Source organism: Nocardia sp. JCM 34519.1, from assembly GCF_020361265.1.
GTDB classification, from domain to species: Bacteria; Actinomycetota; Actinomycetes; order Mycobacteriales; family Mycobacteriaceae; genus Nocardia; species Nocardia arthritidis_A.
Map to the genome: position 1 here is coordinate 650,398 of NZ_JAIRBR010000002.1, position 20,606 is coordinate 671,003.

Here is a 20,606-nt window from a genome sequence, read left to right on the forward strand (position 1 = left end):
GCCTAGCGGGCCGGGCTCGAAGCGCTTGTTGACTGGGTCACCGTGTCTCACTAGCCTTAGTGGGACGCGTCGTCCCATATAAACCTCACGGCAAGGGGACCGAGCCATGTCCGATGTCGATACCACCCTGCACCCACCGCGCTGGGCGCCCACCTTCATCCGCTGGCACCGCACCGAGATCGGCTGGTGGCGTTCCTGGCTGCTGGCGTTGAAGGTGCTGCCGCGGGTGCGCGACCACACCGTGGTCGACTACGTCGCCGCGCTGCCCGGGCAGGACGATGTGCTGGTCGCGCGGGTGCCGTTCAAGAAATTCATCATCCTGCGCAGCCCGGAGCTGGCGCGGCACGTGCTCGTCACCAATCAGAACAACTACATGAAGAGCCCCGAGTACGACATGCTCGCCGTCGCCTTCGGGCGCGGACTCGTCACCGACCTGAACGACGAACTGTGGCAACGCAATCGGCGCCTGGTGCAGCCGATCTTCGGTAAGCGCAATGTGGATGGGTTCGCGCCGGTGATGGTCGAGGCCGCCGAGGACGCGGTGGCGCGGATCCGGGAACTCGCCGCCGCAGACGGGATCGTAGATGTCGGCGCCGAAATGAACCGGCTCACTTTGGATGTCACCGCCCGCACCATGTTCGGCACCGATATCACCGGGCCCATGTCCGATGTGGTGCTGTGGCGACTGCTGCGCTTCTTCGGTCGCGGATTCATGACCAACCTCAGTCATCCGATCCACCACATCGCGACCTGGTTGCAGCGGCGCGATCCGAACAGCAGGCTGCCGATGCGGGTCATGCGGGCGGCGGGCTGGGTGACCGAACCGCGGAGCATGCGCGATCTGCGCCATGCCGAGCGGGTGGTGGACGGTCTGATCGCCGACGCCCGCAACGGCCGGATCGCGCGCAAGGACAATCTGCTCAGCCTGCTGATGGATGCCGAGGATCCCGAAACCGGTTACCGCTACAGCGATCAGGAGATCCACGACGAGCTGATGACCTTCATCGGCGCCGGAATGGAAACCACCGCAACGGCTTTGAGCTGGGTGTGGCAGCTGCTCGCGGAACATCCGCAGGCCCGTGACCGGTTGCGCGACGAGGTGCGCACCGCACTCGGCTCGCGGCGGGCCACCGCCGAGGATCTGGACCGGCTGCCGTGGACCCAGGCCGTGATCATGGAGACCATGCGGCTGCTGCCGCCGGTGATCGGATTGGCAAGGACCGCAAAGGATCACGATGTGATCGGCGGCTACCCGATAAAACCGGGCGATACGATCGCGATCGTCATCCACGGCGTGCACCATCACCCGGGAGTGTGGGACCGGCCGGAGGAATTCGATCCCAGCCGCTATCTGCCGGAGCGGGTGGAGCGCGCGCACAAGCGGGCGACCATGCCGTTCGGCGCGGGCAAAAGGATGTGTGTCGCATCGGGTTTCGCCAGTTTGGAGGCGACCATGGTGGTGGCCACCTTCGCGCAGCACCTCGAGTTCGATGCCGTCTCCGATACCAGGGTGCGCAGGCAGATCTCGTTCACCGGCGGTCCGGACGGGCCGCTGCCGATGCGTCCGCGATTCCTGCCGCAGCAGGAGCGCGCCGACACCGCCGTATAGTCGGGACCGTGAAGCCGCCCGTCCATATGCGTACCCATCGCAGACGCGGGGGCGGTCAACGCTGGCGGGAACACAATTCCGAGCGGCAGACCCGCATCCTCGAGGCGGCGGTGGAGCTGCTCGAGGAAAACGATCCGGGCGTCGAGGTTTCGATTCAACAGATCGCCGAGCGGGCGGGACTGGCCCGCTCGGTGGTTTACCGGCAGTTCGAGAACCGGGAGGATCTGGATTCGCGAATCCGCGAGTTCATTCTGGATCGGTATACGGCCGCGATCGAGGAGGTGCTGGTACTCGATCCGGCCAAGAATTCCGAGGAGATCATCCTCGCGGTGATGCGCACGGTGGTGCGCTGGGCCGCTGACCATCCTCGGCTGTACCGGTTCGGCCAGACCGGACTGGTACACGGGCACGCCGCCGACGAAACCAGCCCGCTGATCGGACGCCAGCATGTCGCGGAAACACTGTGGAACACCTTCTCCTCGTGGACGTCGATGCTTGCCATCGATGTCACTCGGTACCGCCCGCTGGTGTACGGCGTCGCGGGGCTGGTCGAGGGCGTCGTCACCCAATACCTCAGCACCCCCGACGATTCCGCGCGTCCCGACCAGGAATCCATTGCCCGCCTGCTGACTTCATCGGTGTGGCACCTCTACGCGGGGCATGCCGCCGACCTCGGGTATCACTTCGACCGGACCGCTCAGGTGGGCACGGTGCTCAGCAAGCTGCTCTCCACTGCCGCCGATCAACCGGTCGAGGCTGAACCAACAGAGTAGGGCGCGGGATGATCCCGCGCCCTACTCCGCTGATCAGTTCTCTACCGGATCGTTGAAGTGTTTGCGAATCAGCGTTTCGATGACGTCGAACCTGGAGTCCATGGACTCGAATCGGCTATCGATTGCCTCGAACCTGGTATCGATTGCCTCGAACCTGGTATCGATCGTGTCGAACCTGGTATCGATTGCCTCGAACCTGGTATCGATCGTGTCGAGTCTTTCGCTTGTCGTCCGCGACAACTCCTCTTGCCGGTCGAGCCGCGCATCCTGTTTCTCGAACAGCTCTTCTTGGCGGTGTAGTAATGCTTCGATCTCGTGCATGCCTACCGTGAGCTTGCCGAGGATCGCGGTGTGCTCGTCGAGGGTTTTTTGGTGCTGTTCAAGCATTTTCGTGTGTCCCGCCAGAACCGAGCCCTGCTCGGTTTGGGTTTCCCGGAGCGCATTGAGCAGCACAATGTTCTGATGATGGGCGTCCTTGGCGGCCATCGCTTCATTATGCGCCTCGCGGGAGATATCGGCTGTGCACTCCAACTTCTCTCCCATCTTCTCTACGCGGCTCTCCAGCGCACCGACACGTTCTGCTAGATCCTGATTGAACATACTTCCCCCTAACTCATTCGAACAATATTTCGATGAGGGAAGCTACACGTGGGTTTGCCAACACGCCAAAAAGCAACACGCCGAGCCGTTGACGACCGCCCTCAACCGCGCCGATTCACCTGTCCGCCACCGTTTCTGGAACGTTGCTGGGGTTCCGCCCTGGAACGTTCCGGAAACGAAGGTTCCTGGCCCACACGACAAATCCCCACAGCACGAACCCCGCGTACACGAAATACAGTGTTGCGGAAGGGTAATAACCCGCTTTCAGCAACAATGGAATTCCGACGATATCGACGGCGATCCACACCAACCAGAATTCGGCCCAGCCGCGCGCCATACCGTAGGTGGCGAGAACCGATCCGGTGAAGATCCAGGCTTCGGCCCAAGGCCCATAAGATCCGAGTGCTTGGAATAGCTGAGCGAATAGCGCGGTCCCGGCGAGCATCGCGACAACGAGGAACAATCGCTCGCGCATGGAGGCCCAGCGCGGGTCGACGCCGCGATGCTCCAGTCCCGTATCGATGCGCGCGTGCCGGTACCACTGCCACCAGCCGTACACGCTGACCGCGATGAACATCAGCTGCCGCCCGGCCTGCCCGGCCATATTCAGATGCTGTGGCGTATCGAAGACGCCGCCGAGGAATACGGTGAACAGCAGCGCGTTTCCGGCGATGCCGACCGGCCACGCCCACACCCGCCTGCGCATCCCGCCGACCGCCGAGGCCACCCCGAAGGCATTGCCGATAATCTCGCGCCAGAGGATCTCCGAGCCCGCGATGTGCAGTTTGGCGTCCAGCAGCGCGACCAGAGGATTCACCTGTTGTGTAACCGGAGTCGGCGGCGGTTTCATCCAGCCGGGGCGCGGCCTGCGGAAATCGGCGTCGACGTAACGACCGCGCAATCTTGGATGGCGATTTGCAATATCTGCGCAACCGACCCCTTCTAGGGTTGCGTGCATGAGTACGGAAAGCAGCCCTGCCGGGGGGACAGGTATTCACATCAGCGGGCTGACCAAAATCTTCAAGGTCGGCAGGCGCACGGTGCAGGCGCTGGACTCGGTCGACCTGCATACCGAGCAGGGTGCGTTCCTCTCGCTGCTCGGCCCGTCCGGCTGTGGTAAATCGACCGTGCTGCGCATCCTGGCCGGTCTGGAGACGCCGACCTCGGGTAAGGCGTTGATCAACGGCGAGACCCCGGCCGAGCTGCGCGGACACCACGACCTCGGTATCGCATTCCAGGATTCGGCGCTATTGCCTTGGCGCACAGTCGAATCCAATATCAAGCTGCCGCTGCAGGTGGCGGGGATGGGCACGGATGCCGGGTTGATCGCCGACCTGATCCGGTTGGTCGGGTTGGAGGGTTTCGAGAAGGCCAAGCCCGCGCAACTGTCCGGCGGTATGCGCCAACGGGTTTCGATCGCGCGGGCATTGGTGATGAAGCCGACGGTGCTGCTGCTCGACGAGCCGTTCGGCGCGCTGGACGATATGACCCGCCAGCGGCTGAACCTGGAACTGCTGCGCATCTGGACCGAAAAGCCCGCTACCACACTGATGGTCACGCACGGCATCGCCGAGGCGGTATTCCTCTCCGACGTGGTCGCGGTGATGAGCCCGCGGCCGGGCCGGGTGCTGGAGTTGGTGGAGATCGATCTGCCGCGTCCGCGACTACCGGAGATGATGCGGACCCCGGAATTCCACAAGCTGCACGATTATTTATCCGAGCTGCTGTTCGGCAAGTCGGGCACGGGCGGCGTGGTCACCGAAACGCCCAGCGCCACAACGGATCAGGACGGCCGGTCATGAAGCGACTCGGCGGGGCGCTCGGCATCGCCGGCTTGGTCGCCATCTGGTGGATCGTCGCGGCACTCGGCGTCGCGGGCGGCACCATCCCGACTCCGTGGCAGGTGTTGCACACCATGTACACCGACGGCTGGGGCCTGTACGGACCGAATTTCCGGATCACCGCGCTCGGCGCGCTGAAGGGTTTCGTGTGGGGCAATGCGCTGGCCATCGGGCTGGCGATCCTGGTGGTGCTGATCCCGCCGATCGAATCGCTGGCCACTCAGCTGGCCATTCTGAGCTACTGCACGCCGCTGCTCGCGCTGGGGCCGATCATCCTGGTGGTCTTCGGCGGGCGCACCCCGACGGTATTCCTGGCGGCGATGTACTGCTTCTTCACCACCATGGTCGGCACGGTTACCGGTCTGCGCTCGGCCGATGCGACCAGCCTGGACCTGGTGCGCGCGTACGGCGGTGGCCGCTGGCAGCGGCTGTACCGGGTGCAGTTGATCGCCGCGCTGCCGAATACCTTCGCGGCCTTGAAGATTGCCGCGCCATCGGCGGTGCTCGGCGCGATCATCGGTGAATATCTCGGCGGTGTCGACAGCGGTATCGGCGTCGCGCTGACGGCGGCGCAGACGGCGTACAACGTGCCGCGCACCTGGGGAATGGCCTTGGCGGCGGCCGCGCTGGCCGGGCTCGGTTACGTGATCGTCGCGTTGGCCGCCCGGCTCGTCGCGCCGTGGACGGCACAGGAGACACGATGAAGAATGTGCTACGGCGGATCGGGTTGTTCCTGTTTCCGCTGCTCACCTCGCTGGTGCTGATGCTGATCATCTGGATTGTCTTCCTGAAGGCATTTCCGCAGGTCGGTCCGCGGGTCGGCAAGACACCCGCCGATATCTGGCGGTATCTGGTGAGTTCGGACAGCGCCCCGACGGTGCGGCAGGCGATCCTGGACGATCTGCAGATCACCTTGCGGGACGCGGCGATCGGCTTCGGCATCGGCATGCTCGCGGCGCTGGTCGTCGCGGCGCTGTTTGTATCGGTCGCGGCGGTCGAACAGACCTTCATGCCGGTGGCCATGCTGCTGCGTTCGGTGCCGCTGGTCGCGCTCTCGCCGATCATCGTGCTCGTCTTCGGGCGCGGGCTGGTCGGCGTCACCGTGCTCGCCGCCATCGTCGTATTCTTCCCGGCACTGGTGATGATCATGGCGGGTTTGCGTAATGCGCCGAGGCAGGCATTGGATCTCGTTGCGGCATACGGTGGTTCGCGCTGGACCGGGTTGCGGATGGTGGCGGTGCCCGCCGCGCTGCCCTCGGTATTCGCCGCAGCGCGAATCTCGGTGCCGGGTGCGCTGATCGGTGCCCTGCTCGGCGAATGGCTCGGCAGTGGAACGGGTTTGGGTTCGACCCTGATCCGGGCCATCCCCACCTTCCAGTACAACCGGCTGTGGGCATCGATCGTCATCGTGACGCTGGTCTCGGTGGTGCTGTACGCGATCGTCGGCGTGGTGGAAAACCTGGTCCTGGCCCGTTTCGGCCCGGACGCCGGGCGCTGATGGGATGATCCGATAACTCCGGGCCGATTCGCGCGAATTTACATCCGGAACTCGAAAGCAAAGAATTTGAAACGAAATCCCCCTAGATTCGGCCCATGACACCCGTGCAACGCTCTTCGTTCGGGCCGAACCTGGACCGCCGAGCCTTTCTTCGTTATTCCGCGCTGACCGGCGCCGCGCTCGGCGGCAGCGGACTGCTCGCCGCATGCGGCGGTTCCGGCGGTTCGTCGAGCGGCTCGTCCGCGGACGGATCCAAATACGGCACCGTCGCGGTGCAGCTGTCCTGGCTGAAGAACATCGAATTCGCCGGTGAATATTTCGCCGACTCCAAGGGCTACTACAAGGACGCCGGATTCGGTTCGGTGAATCTCATCGCGGGCGGTGCTGCGAGCACCTCGGTGGAGGCGGGCCTGGATACCGGCAAGATCTGGATCGGCATGTCCGCCCCGCAGACCACCGCGCCCGCGGTGCTGGAGGGCCTGCCCGCCAAGATCATCGGCACCACCTATCAGAAGAACCCCTTCTGCATCGTCAGTTCCGCCGCCAAACCGATCAAGAACCCGCAGGATATGAAGGGCCGCAAGATCGGTGTGCAGGACAGCAACCAGCTGATCTTCAACGCGCTGCTCACCGCCAACGGGATGAAACCGGGCGATGTCACCATCGTGCCCGCGCAATTCGATCCGAGCCCGCTGGCCAACGGCGAGGTCGACGGCTGGGTCAGTTATGTGACCAATGAACCGATTACGTTGACGGCCAAGGGATTCGAGAACACCAACTTCCTGTTCGCGGATTACAACCTGCCGCTGGTCGCGGAGACGCTGACGGTGAAGCAGTCCACCATCGACAAGGAGCGTGACAAGCTCAAGGCATTCCTGATCGCGGAGATCAAGGGCTGGAAGGATGCGGTGGCCGATTCGACCGAGGCCGCCCGGCTCGCGGTCGAGGTGTACGGCAAGGATCAGAAGCTGGATCTGGCCGAGCAGACGAAGGAGGCCGCGGCGCAGAACGGTCTGGTCGCCTCGGCGGAGACCAAGGCGAACGGGCTGTTCACCATGACCGATCAGCTGATCGAGCAGAATGTCGCCGCCCTGAAGAGCGCCAAGATCGATATCAAGGCCGACAAGCTCTTCGATCTATCGGTCCTGCGCGAGCTGTTCGCCGAGCATCCGGAATTGAAGTAGCCGACGGATTCGTCAAAGCCCCATTCGCGCTGGGGCTTTCGCGATTGTGGCGGGCGGGGGCGGTGGGGCGGATCTGGTGCGTCCGGTGCGTCCGGAGCGGGCGGCGAGCAGTTCGCCGATGATCGAGACCGCGACCTCGGCCGGGGTGCGCGCGCCGAGATCGAGTCCGGCGGGGGAGTGCAGGCGGGCCAGCGTCGCCTCGTCGAAGCCGCCCGCCCGCAGATCTTCCATCCTTCGGCTGTGGGTTATCGAATCGCCCTGTGCGGCAAGATAACCCAGCTCGGGTAGTCGGAGCGCGATGGTCAGCAGCGGGATCTCGAACTTGGGATCGTGTGCGAGCACGACAATGGCCGTGTCGGAATCGATTTCACCGGCAGCGGATAGGGAGTTCAGATAGCGGTGCGGCCAGTCGGTCACCACCTCCGCACCCGGAAACGCGCTCGACGACGCGAAGTCGGGCCGGGCGTCGCAGATGGTGACCCGGTAGCCGATGAGCCGTGCCTGGGTGGTCAGCGCGGCGGCGAATGCGTTGGCGCCGAAGATGATCAGCCGCGGCGGCGGTGCGAACGAGGCGACGAAGATATCCGATTCGGGCAGCGCGATGAGTTCGGTGCCGTGCCGCTTGTCGGTGATCAGGTGCTGGCCGATCACATCCGGATCGGCATTCCACACGACGGTGAATACGGTGATTCGTCGGTGCGCCGCGATTTCCGCGGCCACCGTCGGGAATTCGGGAAAGTCGCGGCGGGAGAACGGCTCGGTGAAAATATCGACCGTGCCGTCGCCGAGCGAACTCGTCTCCCGGCCGGTGGCCACCGCGTACCGCTGCAATCCGCGATGGCCGATGCGGGCGGCCTGGAAGGCGGCCTCGTAGACGGTTTCCTCCAGTGGGCCGCCGCCGATGGTGCCGTATGCCTGGCCCTCCGGCCCGACGAGCATGGCCGAGCCCACCGGGAACGTGTCGGTTCCTACGGTCCGCACAATGGTGGCCAGGCCACCGGTCCGGCCGGAATGCCACAGCCGGAGTAGGTCGTCGACGATGTCCCGCATCAGTTTTCGCTCCGATCAGCGTGCGGCGCCGGCCGGGTAGTCACGATCGCTGCCTGTCGCCAAGTCGTCGCACGTGACGCACACCATATCGTTGTTACCGGACAAATAGGTGCGCGCGCCGGAATCTCCTTCCGCCGCCGAGAAAACCGCGTTCCAATGGTTTTGCTCGATAACGACGGGGTGCCCAGGTGTGTCGTGGAACACAGCGCGCGCCAGGCCCGTTGGCGAAGCGAAGGCGGCGGCGCGCACCCTGGCGACCACGTCCGCGCCGACGTCCGGGGTATCCACCGGCATGATCGCGACGTAGCGCACGCCGGCCTCGGCCGCCGCGCGCAAACCGGCGCGCAGCGAGGCGCCCATCCCGGTGGCCCAGTCGGCGGCCCACACCGCGCGGGCGCCGGAGGGCAGTGCGACCGCGTCCGGTGACGGCCCCGTCGCGCCGAGCACCACGATCACCGGGTCGCAGCCGCCGTCGCGCAGCGCGGCCACCGCGGCGCGCAGCCAGTCGCCGTTTTCGGCGAGTGCCTTCGGCATGCCGTAGCGGGTGCCCGCGCCCGCGGCGAGCACGATGCCCGCGCAGCTGGGAGGGGTTGGTGTGCTGTCGAGTGCAGCCATGCGTAGACGGTAGCCGGTCCGGGTTGCCGGTGGGTGTCCGAAATATGTTAGGAACTCCTCCGGTCGATCGCGACACGCCGAACGTGATCTTGCTCGTTCGGGTGGCGAGCGTGCATGCGGTACTCGATGCTGGATCCGTGGCATCGGATCGACGCGCCGATGCCGACGTGTTTGCTGCGCGCGCCGCGGGAAACTCGGTCTACGCAGGCATCCGGATCGGCCGCGACCGGGAATCCGGGTGCTGACGATCCACCGACCGAAAGGCGGTTCATGCGTAGGGAATCGGCGACGACCGAGCGAATTCGACCGCTCGGATGAGCACATTGAGCACGCACGTGCTGGACGCCATGCGCGGCACGCCCGCGGCCGGAATCTCGGTTTCGGTGTATCGCGATGTGCGGCAATTGAGTTCGGCCGTCACCGACGCGGACGGCCGGATCGGCGCGCTGGCCGTCGAGCTGCCGCCGGGCGTCTACCGGCTGGTGTTCGACACCGGCGGATATTTCGCGGAACACGGTATCGAGACCTTCTATCCCGAGGTCTCGATTTCGTTCACCGTCGGCGACGAGCGGCATTATCACGTGCCGCTGCTGCTTTCGCCCTTCGCGTTCTCCACCTATCGAGGGAGTTGATGTGCGGGAACTGACCGGACCGATCGTGTTGGCCGACAACCGATACGGCAAGGCCGAGAACCGGATCGTGCGGATCTATCGCGATACGCCCCGGCACGAGATCCGCGACCTCAACGTCTCGACGGTGCTGCGCGGGGATTTCGCCGACGCGTACGTCACCGGTGATCAGGCCAAGGTGCTGCCGACCGACACACAGAAGCAGACCGCGTACGCGTACGCGAAAAAGCCCGGCGCACAACCGATCGAGGATTACGCGCTGGCGCTGGCCGGACATTTCGTCGCCGATATCGAACCGGTCGCCAGTGCCCGGGTCGAGGTGGACGAATACGCGTGGCAGCGGGTGACGGTCGGTGGCGCCGAACACGATCACACCTGGGTGCGACGCGGTCCCGAGGTGCGTACGGCGGCGGTCACCGTGGCGGGCAAGGGATCCGAGCGGCGCGCGTGGGTGATCGGCGGAGTGAAAGATCTGACCATCCTGAAATCGACCGGCTCCGAATTCGCCGGGTTCCTGACCGACGAATTCACCGTGCTCGCACCGACCGACGACCGGATGCTGGCCACCTCCCTTGTCGCGCAATGGCGTTTCGCCGACACCGACGGGGTCGACTGGGATGCCGTCCACACCGGCGTGCTCACCCGGCTGACCGAAACGTTCGCGACCCACCATTCGAAGGCGCTGCAGCAGACGCTGTTCGAGATGGGTAAGGCCGCGCTGACGGCGCACCCGGTGCTCGCCGAGATCCGGCTCGCCGCGCCCAATAAACACCATTTCGACTACGACCTGGCCAGATTCGGTATCGAGAACCACGGCGAGGTCTACCATGCCGACGACCGGCCCTATGGGCTCATCCATGCCACCGTGCAGCGGGCCGACGCACCGGAAGCGGGGCCCGCATGGGAGCAGTGAACGAACCGACGCTCGTCATCGACGGCTGTGCCGTCGCCACCGTCGACGCGGCGGGCACCGAATACCGCAACGGCCACGTCGTGGTGCACGGCAACAGGATTGGCGCGGTCGGCGCGGGCCCCGCGCCGGAATTCCGCGGGGTGCGCCGCGTCGATGGGACGGGCTGCCTGCTGACGCCCGGCCTGGTGAATACGCATCATCATCTCTACCAATGGATTACCAGGGGCCTGGCCGCCGACGATTCGCTATTCGGTTGGCTGACCACGCTTTATCCCATTTGGGCCGGTATCGACGAGGACGCGGTGCGGATCGCCGCGATCGGTGCGCTGGCCACGCTCGCACGCACCGGCTGCACCACGACCACCGATCACCACTACCTGTTCCCGCGCGACGGCGGCGATCTGCTCGGCGCCGAGATATCGGCGGCCGCCGAGGTGGGTCTGCGCTTCCAACCCTGCCGCGGGTCAATGGATCTCGGGCAGGGTACGGGCGGTCTGCCGCCGGACGAGGTGGTCGAATCGCTGGATACCGTGCTCGCGGCGTGTGCCGCGGCGATCGATCGCTGGCACGACACCTCCTTCGATTCGATGCTGCGCATCTCCCTCGGGCCGTGCTCGCCGTTCTCGGTCAGCACCGATCTGCTACGCGAATCCGCAAGGCTGGCCCGGGAATACGGGGTTCGGCTGCATACCCACCTGGCTGAAACGCAGGACGAGGAACGGTTCTGCCTCGAGGTATTCGGCTGCAAGCCCGCCGAATATATGGCCGGACTCGACTGGCTGGGCCCAGATGTCTGGTACGCGCACGGTATTCACCTCGACGATGCGGCCATCGCCTCGATTGCCGCCTCGCACACCGCGATCGCGCACTGCCCCACCTCGAACGGCCGGATCGGGGCCGGGCTGGCCCGCACCGCCGACCTGGTCGCCGCCGGGGTGACGGTCGGGCTCGGTGTCGACGGTGCGGCCAGCAACGAATACTGCTCGATGATCGAGGAGCCGCGCACCGCGTTGCTCTATGCCAGGGCACACGGCGGGCCGCAGGCGTTGAGCGTTCGAAAAGCATTGGAAATGGCCACGATCGGTGGCGCCCGCGCGCTCGGGCGGGGTGCCGAGATCGGCTCGATCGAGGTCGGCAAACTGGCGGATCTGGCGCTCTGGCGGCTCGACGGACCCGCGTACGCGGGCATCGACGACCCGGTCATCGCGCTGCTGCTCGGCGCGCCGCCACCGGTGGCACTGCTGCTCGTCAACGGGTGTGAGGTGGTTTCCGACGGCGTCGTCCGCACGGTCGACGAGGAGTTCGTCGGCGGACAGGTGGCGCGGGCACAGGCGGAGTTGGTGGCGAAGGCGGGCTAGCGGCCTGGCACGGTCGTACTCGAATCTCGACCGGCTCGGTTTTCCAGCGCACGATGGGCAACGCGGCGATCGTGGGGTGGGAGCCCGGTGGTACACGTCCCCGGATGTGAGCCGGGTCGCAACGCTGGGGCCGCGCACGCTACGGTCGGTTCACCGGGGCGGTGATGTCGGCTGGGCACGACACCGGGCCGTCCTGGCGCATCGGCGCTGGTCGCCGAGGTAACCGCGACACAATGTCGGCCGGTTGCCGCGCAACATCGCGGCAACTCGAGGCTCCTAGTGTTGCGGCGAAGCTAGTGAGTGAGGTGAGCAGTGGACCTGGATACGATCCGGGAGGTACGGGTGGCGCGCGAGCGGGCCGACCTCTCGATCCTCGGGCCGACGAGTGCGGTGCTGGCCGGGGGCACCTTCCTTTTCTCCGAACCGCAGGATCACCTCGACCGGCTGGTCGATATCACCGCGCTGGGCTGGCCCGCGCTCCGGGAAACCGCCGAGGGGCTGGAGATCGCCGCCACCTGCACGCTGGCCGAATTCGCCGGATCCGAGCCCGGGCGGGAGTTGGGCCGCCCGGTGCTGCGCGACGACTGGCCGGGTACCGCGCTGTTCGCCGAGGCCTGCCGTGCGCTGCTGGCCTCACACAAGATCTGGCGGACCGCGACCGTCGGCGGCAATATTTGTCTTTCGCTGCCGGCCGGTGCGGTGCTGGCCGCGCTCACCGCGTTGGACGGTGTGGCGCTGGTGTGGGCGCCGGACGGGACCGACCGTCGGATTCCGCTGCGCGAGTTCGTGATCGGTCCAGGGAGAAATGTGCTCGACCCCGGTGAGGTATTGCGTTCGATCAGTATTCCGCTGCGAATGCTGCAGGTGCGCACCGCATTCCGGAAGATCGCGCTCGCACCGCTCGGCCGGTCCGGATCCGTTGTGATGGGGCGGCGGACACCGGACGGCGGTTGCGCGTTGACGATTACCGCGGCGACCGTTCGCCCGGTGGTGCTGGAATTCACCGCCGTCCCGTCCGCGGCCGAGGCCGAAAGTGCCGTTGCCGCAATGGATCCGGCGTTGTGGTTCGACGATCCACACGGCGCGCCGGATTGGCGTCGGCACGTCACCGGGCTGCTGGCCCGCGAGGTGGCCGACGAACTGCGCGATACGCCGGGGGAGCAACTATGAGGTTCGAGGTCGACGGCGGTGCGGTGGACGCCGAGCCGCGCCCGGGGCAATGCCTGCGCACCCTCCTGCGCGAACAGGGCTATTTCGCCGTAAAAAAGGGCTGCGACGCGGGCGATTGCGGCGCCTGCTCGGTGCAGGTCGACGGAATGACCGTGCACTCCTGCATATTTCCCGCCTACCGCGCCGCCGGACGGTCGATCACCACCGCCGCCGGGCTCGGCACGCCCGAACACCCGCATCCGATCCAGCGCCGCTTCGTCGACAACGCCGCCTTCCAGTGTGGTTTCTGCACCGCGGGCATGGTGGTGACCGCTGCGGGACTCGGCTGCCACGCGGGTCGGCCGGATCCGGCGGATCTGCCCGAGCTGATGAAGGGAAATCTGTGCCGCTGCACGGGCTATCGCGCGATCACCGATGCGCTCACCGGCCAACCCGCTGAATTATCAACAGACACAAACGTATTGAGCATGGGTCAAGGTGGGTCCGATCCCGGCCACACGGCGTGCGCTGCGCGGCCCGCCCGGAATGGGCCGGGTGCGCCCGCCGGACCGCGAATCAGCACCGGAACGGAGCCTTTCACCTTCGATGTGCTGCCCGCCGGAGCCGACCCGTCGGTCGCGCCGCCCACCGCGCCGCTGCATATCGCGGTGCTGCCCAGCCCACATCCGCACGCGCGCATCGTATCCATCGACACCTCGGCGGCCGAGGCGCTGCCCGGCGTCCATGCGGTGCTGACCTATCGGGACGCACCCGATTTCGCGTTCTCCACCGCGCGCCACGAACTCCGCGAGGACGATCCGGACGACACCTACGTACTCGATCGCACCGTTCGATTCATCGGTCAGCGGGTTGCGGCCGTCGTCGCGGACAATCTCGACACCGCGCGGGCCGGTTGCCGGGCGCTGCGGGTCGAATATGAGCTATTGCCAGCGGTTTTCGAGCCTGAAGCGGCTCTCGCGCCCGGCGCGCCGAAACTGCACGGCGACAAACCGGATTCGGCCCGGATCGCGGACGGCGATCGGAATCTGGTCGCCGAGGCACAGGGCGGAACCGGTGATGTCGAGGCGGGTCTGGCGGCTGCGGCCCACACGGTCAGCGGTGTCTGGTATTCGCCGCGCGCCCAGCACGTCCACCTCGAAACCCACGGTGGCATCGGTTGGTTGGATGGTGACGGCAGGCTCGTCATCCGGTGCAGCACCCAGGTGCCGTTCCTGGTGCGCGACGAGCTGGCCCGGATCTTCGGGCTGACCCGCGATCGGGTGCGCGTTTTCGCGGCCAGGGTCGGCGGCGGCTTCGGGGCGAAGCAGGAGATGCTGGCCGAGGACCTGATCGCCCTAGCGGTACTGCGTACCGGGCGCCCGGTGCAGTACGAATTCACTCGATCCGACGAATTCACCTCCGCCACAAGCAGACATCCGATGCGGGTGACGGTGCGCGCGGGCGCGGACCGCGACGGCGTGCTCACCGCGCTGGCGGTCGAGGTACTCGCCGACGCGGGCGCGTACGGCAACCACAGCGCGGGCGTGATGTTCCACGGCGTCGGCGAATCGATCGGCGTTTACCGCTGCCCGAATAAGCGGGTGGATGCGAAGGCGGTGTACACCAATAACATTCCGTCGGGTGCGTTTCGCGGCTACGGTCTCGGCCAGATCATTTTCGGCATCGAATCGGCGTTCGACGAACTGGCCAGGCAGGTCGGTGTCGATCCGTTCGAATTCCGTCGGCGCAATGTGGTGGTGCCCGGCGATCGATTCGTCGGGGCCTCGGTGGAGGAGGATCTGAATTTCGGCAGCTACGGTTTGGATCAGTGTCTCGATCTCGCGGAACGGGCCCTGCTGCGCGGCAACGGAATTGCCGCGCCGGGCCCGGACTGGCAGGTGGGCGTCGGCATGGCGGTCGCCATGATCGCCACCATTCCGCCGCGTGGCCACCGCGCCGACGCCACCGTGGCGCTGCTGCCCGACGGCCGCTACGAAGTCAGGGTCGGCACCGCGGAATTCGGCAACGGCACCACCACCGTGCACACCCAACTCGCGGCAGCCGCGCTGCACACCGACCCGAGCCGGATCGTGATCCGGCAATCCGATACCGATCTGGTGGGTCACGACACCGGGGCGTTCGGATCCACCGGAATCACCGTGGCGGGCAAGGCCGTCCACGCGGCGGCGCTCGCACTGCACGATCTGCTGCTGAAGCACGCGGCTCGGCTGACCGATGTCGACCTCGCCGAATGCCACCTGACACCGGACGGTGTCAGGTGCGGTGACCGGCTCTTCGGACCCGCCGAACTGCTTGCCGCCGAGGAGCTTTCGGCCCGCGGCAGCCACGACGGCAGTACCCGCTCGGTCAGTTTCAACGTGCACGCCTTTCGCGTCGCGGTGCGACTCGCGACCGGTACCGTGCGGATCCTGCAATCCGTCCAATCCGCCGACGCGGGGACGGTACTCAATGAGGTGCAGTGCCGCGGACAGGTGGAAGGCGGGGTGGCCCAGGCGATCGGCACCGCGCTGTACGAGGATATGCGGTCGGTGGACGGTAAGGTGACCACCGATATCCTGCGGCACTACCACATCCCGCAATTGGCCGACTTGCCCAGTACCGAGGTCTATTTCGCCGAAACCGCCGACGAACTCGGCCCGCTCGGAGCCAAATCGATGAGCGAATCCCCGTACAACCCGGTAGCGCCGGCCTTGGCCAACGCGATTCGCGACGCTGTCGGCGTCCGCCCGTACCGGCTGCCGATGACGGCGGACCGGATCTGGCGGGCCATCCAGGAAGGAGCACAAGGGTGACCGTGACACGGCTCCCCGAAAACGTCCGCGCCCGCATCGATGCGATGCTCGATGCGGTCGACGCCGAGCTGCGCACCCGGTATCCAGGGCCGGATGGCAGAGCCCAGCCGATCCATACGGCGTATGTCGCCGCGGATCGCGTCACGGTGGACACCCCGCGCGAATGGGGAAGGGCGGCAACCGAACTGCTCGATACCCAGCACGAGCTGCTTGCCGGGCTCGACAGTACGGAGTCGCTGCCGGCGGTGTGGAAACGCCTGGGCCAGCATCCGATTCAGGATATGCGGATCGACTTCGAGGACGGCTACGGCTTTCGCGCCGACGCGCAGGAGGATGCGGCGGCCACCGCCGCGGGCGCGGTCCTCGCCGCATGGGCGAAGGATCCGAGTGGTCCGACGACATACGGCATCCGGCTGAAGGGTCTGGCGGGCAACGAGCGTCGCCGCGCGCTGCGGACCTTGGAGTTGGTGCTCGACGCCGCCGGTGGCGTGCTCGACGGATTCGTTATTACGGTGCCGAAAATCCGCGCGGTAGAACAGGTTTCGGCGTTCGCCGCGCTGTGCGAGGGTTTGGAGCGCGGGTCCGGCATCGCCGACGGCGCGTTACGCTTCGAACTGCAGATCGAGAGTCCGCAGGCGGTGCTGGCCGCCGACGGCACGGTTCCGATCGCCAGGATGATCGGCGCCGCCGGTGGGCGCTGCAGCGGATTGCATTTCGGCACCTACGATTACACGGCGGCCTGCGGTGTCGCCGCACCCGATCAGGCGCTGGATCATCCGGCCGCCGATTTCGCCAAGGCGGTCATGCAGGTGGCCGCCGCCCAGACCGGCGTCTGGGTGTGCGACGGATCGACACAGATCGTGCCGGACGCCGATCCGCAAACCGCGCTGCGCAATCACCACCGGCTGGTGACCCGGGCGCTGCAACGCGGGTACTACCAGGGTTGGGATATGCACCCCGGACATCTGATCACCCGGTGGCTGGCCACCTACGACTTCTTCCGCAAGGCCATCGATGTCGCGGTGCCGCGCCTGCAGGCGTATCTGGCCCGGCGCTCGGGCGGTGTGCTGGACGAGCCCGCGACCGCGGAGGCGTTGGCCGCCACCGTATTACGCGGCCTGAACTGTGGTGCGCGCACGGCCGACGAACTGGCCGCCATGGCGCCGCGGCTGACACCCGAGGTGCTGCGGGCGCTGGCCGCGCGCGAGGCCGTCGCGGCGGAGGCCGACAATGAGTAGCGATCCGGATTTCACGCTGCTGCCCGATCTGGCGGTCCGGTCGCTCGGCGGCTCGGTGATCTGGGCGAATGACGAATTCTTCGCCGAGAAGGAGAATTTGATCAATCCCGGGCCCGCGGACTATCGCCCGTCGACATTCGGCCACAAGGGGCAGGTATACGACGGTTGGGAAACCCGCAGGCATCGCGGCAAACCGGGTGACGATGCGGCTATCGTCCGGCTCGGGGCGCCCGGTGTGATCCGCGGCGTTGTGGTCGACACCGCCTGGTTCAAAGGCAATTTCCCGCCGGCGGTTTCGGTGTCCGCGCTGGCCATCGACGGTTATCCCGACGCGGAAACCATTGCCGCGCGTACCGATTGGGTCACGCTGGTGGATCGGGCGCCGGTCTCCGGTGACAGCCGCAACTCATTCCCGGTAGACAGCGAAAAGCGGTGGACCCACGTGAAACTCACCATGCACCCGGATGGCGGCGTGGCTCGGCTGCGGGTGCACGGCGAGGGGCGCCCCGACCCGCGGCTGCTCGGGCTCGGTCCGCTCGACCTGGCCGCGATCGAGAACGGCGCGTTGGTGCTCGACTGCTCCAACCGCTTCTACAGCGAACCGAACCAGCTGCTGTATCCGGGGCTGGCCCGGAAGATGGGCGACGGCTGGGAGACCGCGCGCCGCCGCGACGACGGCAACGATTGGGTGCGAATCCGGCTCGCCGGTTGGGGCCGAATCAATTTGGCCGAGATCGATACCTCCTATTTTCTCGGCAACAGTCCTGGCGCGGCCCGGCTCACCGGCCGCACCGCCGACGGCGCCGAGGTGGAGCTGCTGCCGCGCGTCGATCTGCTGCCCGACACCAGGCATCGGTTTCCGGTCACGGCGTCCGATGCGGTGTACGAGGCCCGGCTCGACATTTATCCGGACGGCGGCCTCGCCCGGCTGCGGTTGTACGGGGAGTTGGTGAAATGACCACGGCGGCAGGCGATTCCGGTGCGCCGATGCGCGACTTCATCGGATACGGGCCGAATCCGCCCGATCCGCGGTGGCCCGGTGGGGCACGCATCGCGGTGCAGTTCGTGCTCAACTACGAGGAGGGCGCGGAGCACAATGTGCTCGACGGCGACGCGCATTCGGAGACGTTTCTTTCGGAAATGACTCCGGCCGAGGCATTTCCGAATCGCCACATGAGTATGGAATCGCTGTACGAGTACGGTTCGCGGGCCGGGCTGTGGCGGGTGCTTCGGGTGTTCGAGCGGCGTGGGCTGCCGCTCACCATCTTCGCGGTGGCGCGGGCGATGCAGCGAAATCCGGAGGCGGTGGCGGCTTTTCGGGAACTGGGGCACGAGATCGCCTGCCACGGACTGCGTTGGAAGTCCTACCAGCTCGTAGATCGGGAGACCGAACGCGCCCATATGGCCGAGGCCGTTCGCATCCTCACCGACCTGACCGGCGCCGCCCCGCTCGGCTGGTACACCGGGCGCGATTCGCCGCACACCCGCGAATTGGTGGTCGAGCACGGCGGTTTCGTCTACGACTCGGATTCCTACGCCGACGACCTGCCCTACTGGGTCACCGTGCAGGGCCGCGATCATCTCGTGGTGCCGTACACCCTCGACACCAACGATATGCGTTTCGCCTCCCCGGCCGGCTTCCCCAGCGGCGAGCAGTTCTTCACCCACCTGCGCGATGCCTTCGACGTCCTGTACCGCGAAGGCGCGGAGGGCAATCCGAAAATGCTCTCGATCGGCCTACACTGCCGCCTCGTCGGCCGCCCCGCCCGCACCGCCGCCCTCGAACGCTTCCTCGACCACATCCAATCCCACGACAAGACCTGGATCACCCGCCGCCTGGACATAGCCACCCACTGGCAGAAAACCCACCCGGCCTGATAGTCCCAACTAACCGAACAGGTTTCGGACGAATGGGATCGAATCGGGGAGGGAGGCGTTGACGGTGCCGCTGTGGTCTTGGGGATAGGTGTGGAACGTTACGGGTTCGCCGTTGGCTTCGAGGACGGCCGCGTAGCGGAGGGTTTCCGGCATGATGACGTCGGTGTCGAGTAGGCCCTGGCCGAGGAAAAGTGGTCTGTCGTAACCGGATTCGGGCAGGCCCAGATAGCGGTGCAGGAAGTTGTGCACATCGGGGATGTCGCTGAGTGGGCGGGCGAGCAAATCGCCGAAGACGATGTGCTGTGCGGCGATCTCGTCGCCGAACGGCTCGATGCAGTCCTGTTGGGCGCGGGCGAGCCAGGTGCGGCCCGCATCGGTGAGGAAGGATTCGATACTCAGGTCGGGGTAGGTGACGCGCAGGCCGTTGAGGATGTAGAGCAGGTAGGCCGTTGTGTGCGGGGGTAGTTCGACGGGCGGTAGGTGTGGGCCCAGCGGCGCCATGCCGTCTTCCACATAGGCCGGAATTCCGGTGGCGACACCGCCGCGGTAATCCAACTCCGGCCCGCCGAATTCGGTGGCGTATCGCGCGGTGAATACCGCGGCGCCCGCGCCCTGCGATTGCCCGACCACCACCCATTTCTTTGACAGCGAAGGGAATTCGCGGGTCGCCGCCCGCACCGCGTCGACGACATTGTGCGCCGTCGTCACACCGTTCAAATACGGATGTTCGCCGGACGTGCCGAGTCCGGCGTAGTCGGCGGCGACGATCGCATAACCCTGCCGTAGCCAGGCGCCGAGGTAGGCCCAGTCGCGGTCGGGCAGCGCGGGCCCGCCGATGCTGTTGGCGCATTTGTCGGCGAGCCCGACCGTTCCGTGCGCCCAGGCGATCACCGGCCAGCCGCCCGCCGGGGGCTCGCCGGGCGGGAAGTAAACGGCGGCGCTCGTTGTTGTCGATCGGTCGTTCGCGGTGGTGGAGCCGTAGAGGATCCGGGTGGAGCCGACCGATCCCGGCAGGGTGGCCACCGGCGGCAGCGGCGCCAGCGATAACACCGTGCCTGCGGCCGGGGCCGCACTCGCGGTGGGTCCACCGAGCAAGCTCGCGGCGGCAATGCCGATGGCGGCGGCGAAGGTCGAGGTCATACGCGGTTTCGGCATGATGCTCCTGTCCGGTTCACGGCGTACCGGCTCCTGCCGACGCGCGACGGGCGTTGACCGGACGTGCGTCCAGGATCTCGGGAAGCCCCAAGTGTGCCCGATGCCGATCCCCGCCCCTGAAAGTGGTGGCCCAGCCCACACATAGGTGGTCGCCGGGCCTGTGAATGTACTCACAACCGTGGGGTATGTCCGGTGTTAGGTCACATCCTGTTGTCGATCACAAACAGTACGAGCGTTACGCTAAAACCGCACGTCAGGCCTACTCGCGGGTAGGTTTCACTCGTGCAATTCACCCGCTAATTT

General features: G+C 66.4%; 19 protein-coding genes. 14 read left to right on the forward strand and 5 right to left on the reverse strand.

Annotated features, from left to right (window positions below):
* Positions 1-106: 106 nt before the first annotated feature.
* The gene (locus LGY53_RS09305) at positions 107-1,609 is read left to right on the forward strand and encodes a cytochrome P450 (RefSeq protein ID WP_225726214.1); all 1,503 of its coding nucleotides are present in this window, start codon (positions 107-109) and stop codon (positions 1,607-1,609) included.
* Positions 1,610-1,617: 8 nt separating this feature from the next.
* Positions 1,618-2,382 (forward strand): TetR/AcrR family transcriptional regulator, encoded by a 765-nt coding sequence (locus LGY53_RS09310; protein WP_225726215.1) that lies wholly within the window; start codon positions 1,618-1,620, stop codon positions 2,380-2,382.
* Between the two features lie 33 nt (positions 2,383-2,415).
* Here the strand turns inward: LGY53_RS09310 and LGY53_RS09315 are convergent, their stop codons facing one another.
* Together LGY53_RS09315 and pnuC are read right to left on the reverse strand one after the other, a co-directional pair.
* Entirely contained in the window at positions 2,416-2,982 is a 567-nt protein-coding gene (locus LGY53_RS09315; protein ID WP_225726216.1) for a hypothetical protein, read from the reverse strand.
* A gap of 115 nt (positions 2,983-3,097) precedes the next feature.
* On the reverse strand, positions 3,098-3,799 hold the full coding sequence (pnuC, locus tag LGY53_RS09320) for a nicotinamide riboside transporter PnuC (RefSeq protein WP_167479876.1): 702 nt from the start codon (positions 3,797-3,799) through the stop codon (positions 3,098-3,100).
* Positions 3,800-3,938: 139 nt separating this feature from the next.
* Here pnuC and LGY53_RS09325 point away from each other — a divergent pair, with 139 nt between their 5' ends.
* From LGY53_RS09325 to LGY53_RS09340, 4 genes are all read left to right on the forward strand, one after another.
* A complete protein-coding gene (locus LGY53_RS09325; RefSeq protein ID WP_225726217.1) occupies positions 3,939-4,784 on the forward strand; it encodes an ABC transporter ATP-binding protein in 846 nt (281 codons plus the stop codon).
* Positions 4,781-5,527: an ABC transporter permease gene (locus LGY53_RS09330; RefSeq protein ID WP_225726218.1), complete on the forward strand. Its 747-nt coding sequence runs from the start codon at positions 4,781-4,783 to the stop codon at positions 5,525-5,527. Before LGY53_RS09325 ends, LGY53_RS09330 begins: the two co-directional genes overlap by 4 nt.
* The gene (locus tag LGY53_RS09335; protein WP_225726219.1) at positions 5,524-6,321 is read left to right on the forward strand and encodes an ABC transporter permease; all 798 of its coding nucleotides are present in this window, start codon (positions 5,524-5,526) and stop codon (positions 6,319-6,321) included. Before LGY53_RS09330 ends, LGY53_RS09335 begins: the two co-directional genes overlap by 4 nt.
* 95 nt (positions 6,322-6,416) lie before the next feature.
* Positions 6,417-7,505: an ABC transporter substrate-binding protein gene (locus tag LGY53_RS09340; protein WP_225726220.1), complete on the forward strand. Its 1,089-nt coding sequence runs from the start codon at positions 6,417-6,419 to the stop codon at positions 7,503-7,505.
* Between the two features lie 12 nt (positions 7,506-7,517).
* On the opposite strand, the gene LGY53_RS09345 is transcribed toward LGY53_RS09340, so the two are convergent.
* The gene (locus LGY53_RS09345) at positions 7,518-8,555 is read right to left on the reverse strand and encodes an XdhC family protein (RefSeq protein WP_225726221.1); all 1,038 of its coding nucleotides are present in this window, start codon (positions 8,553-8,555) and stop codon (positions 7,518-7,520) included.
* A gap of 15 nt (positions 8,556-8,570) precedes the next feature.
* Entirely contained in the window at positions 8,571-9,170 is a 600-nt protein-coding gene (locus LGY53_RS09350; RefSeq protein ID WP_225726222.1) for an NTP transferase domain-containing protein, read from the reverse strand.
* 314 nt (positions 9,171-9,484) lie between these two features.
* On the opposite strand from LGY53_RS09350, the gene uraH reads away from it, so the two are divergent.
* The 8 genes from uraH to puuE all read left to right on the forward strand — a co-directional run bounded on the left by uraH (position 9,485) and on the right by puuE (position 19,148).
* The gene (gene uraH, locus LGY53_RS09355) at positions 9,485-9,802 is read left to right on the forward strand and encodes a hydroxyisourate hydrolase (protein WP_225726223.1); all 318 of its coding nucleotides are present in this window, start codon (positions 9,485-9,487) and stop codon (positions 9,800-9,802) included.
* A gap of 1 nt (position 9,803) precedes the next feature.
* Complete coding sequence (gene pucL, locus LGY53_RS09360) at positions 9,804-10,712, forward strand: factor-independent urate hydroxylase (protein WP_225726224.1); 909 nt, start codon at positions 9,804-9,806, stop codon at positions 10,710-10,712.
* Complete coding sequence (locus tag LGY53_RS09365) at positions 10,700-12,070, forward strand: 8-oxoguanine deaminase (RefSeq protein ID WP_374111152.1); 1,371 nt, start codon at positions 10,700-10,702, stop codon at positions 12,068-12,070. Before pucL ends, LGY53_RS09365 begins: the two co-directional genes overlap by 13 nt.
* A 312-nt stretch (positions 12,071-12,382) precedes the next feature.
* Complete coding sequence (locus LGY53_RS09370; protein WP_225726226.1) at positions 12,383-13,240, forward strand: xanthine dehydrogenase family protein subunit M; 858 nt, start codon at positions 12,383-12,385, stop codon at positions 13,238-13,240.
* The gene (locus LGY53_RS09375; protein WP_225726227.1) at positions 13,237-16,032 is read left to right on the forward strand and encodes a molybdopterin cofactor-binding domain-containing protein; all 2,796 of its coding nucleotides are present in this window, start codon (positions 13,237-13,239) and stop codon (positions 16,030-16,032) included. The genes LGY53_RS09370 and LGY53_RS09375 overlap by 4 nt, the downstream gene beginning before the upstream one ends.
* Before the next feature lie 44 nt (positions 16,033-16,076).
* Positions 16,077-17,270: an aldolase/citrate lyase family protein gene (locus LGY53_RS09380; protein ID WP_255663742.1), complete on the forward strand. Its 1,194-nt coding sequence runs from the start codon at positions 16,077-16,079 to the stop codon at positions 17,268-17,270.
* Positions 17,263-18,228 carry an allantoicase gene (gene alc / locus LGY53_RS09385; RefSeq protein ID WP_225726229.1) on the forward strand — a complete coding sequence of 322 codons (966 nt, stop codon included), beginning with the start codon at positions 17,263-17,265 and terminating at the stop codon, positions 18,226-18,228. Before LGY53_RS09380 ends, alc begins: the two co-directional genes overlap by 8 nt.
* Positions 18,225-19,148 carry an allantoinase PuuE gene (gene puuE / locus LGY53_RS09390; RefSeq protein ID WP_225726230.1) on the forward strand — a complete coding sequence of 308 codons (924 nt, stop codon included), beginning with the start codon at positions 18,225-18,227 and terminating at the stop codon, positions 19,146-19,148. The genes alc and puuE overlap by 4 nt, the downstream gene beginning before the upstream one ends.
* A 9-nt stretch (positions 19,149-19,157) precedes the next feature.
* Here the strand turns inward: puuE and LGY53_RS09395 are convergent, their stop codons facing one another.
* Entirely contained in the window at positions 19,158-20,303 is a 1,146-nt protein-coding gene (locus tag LGY53_RS09395; RefSeq protein ID WP_225726231.1) for a lipase family protein, read from the reverse strand.
* Positions 20,304-20,606 lie beyond the last annotated feature (303 nt).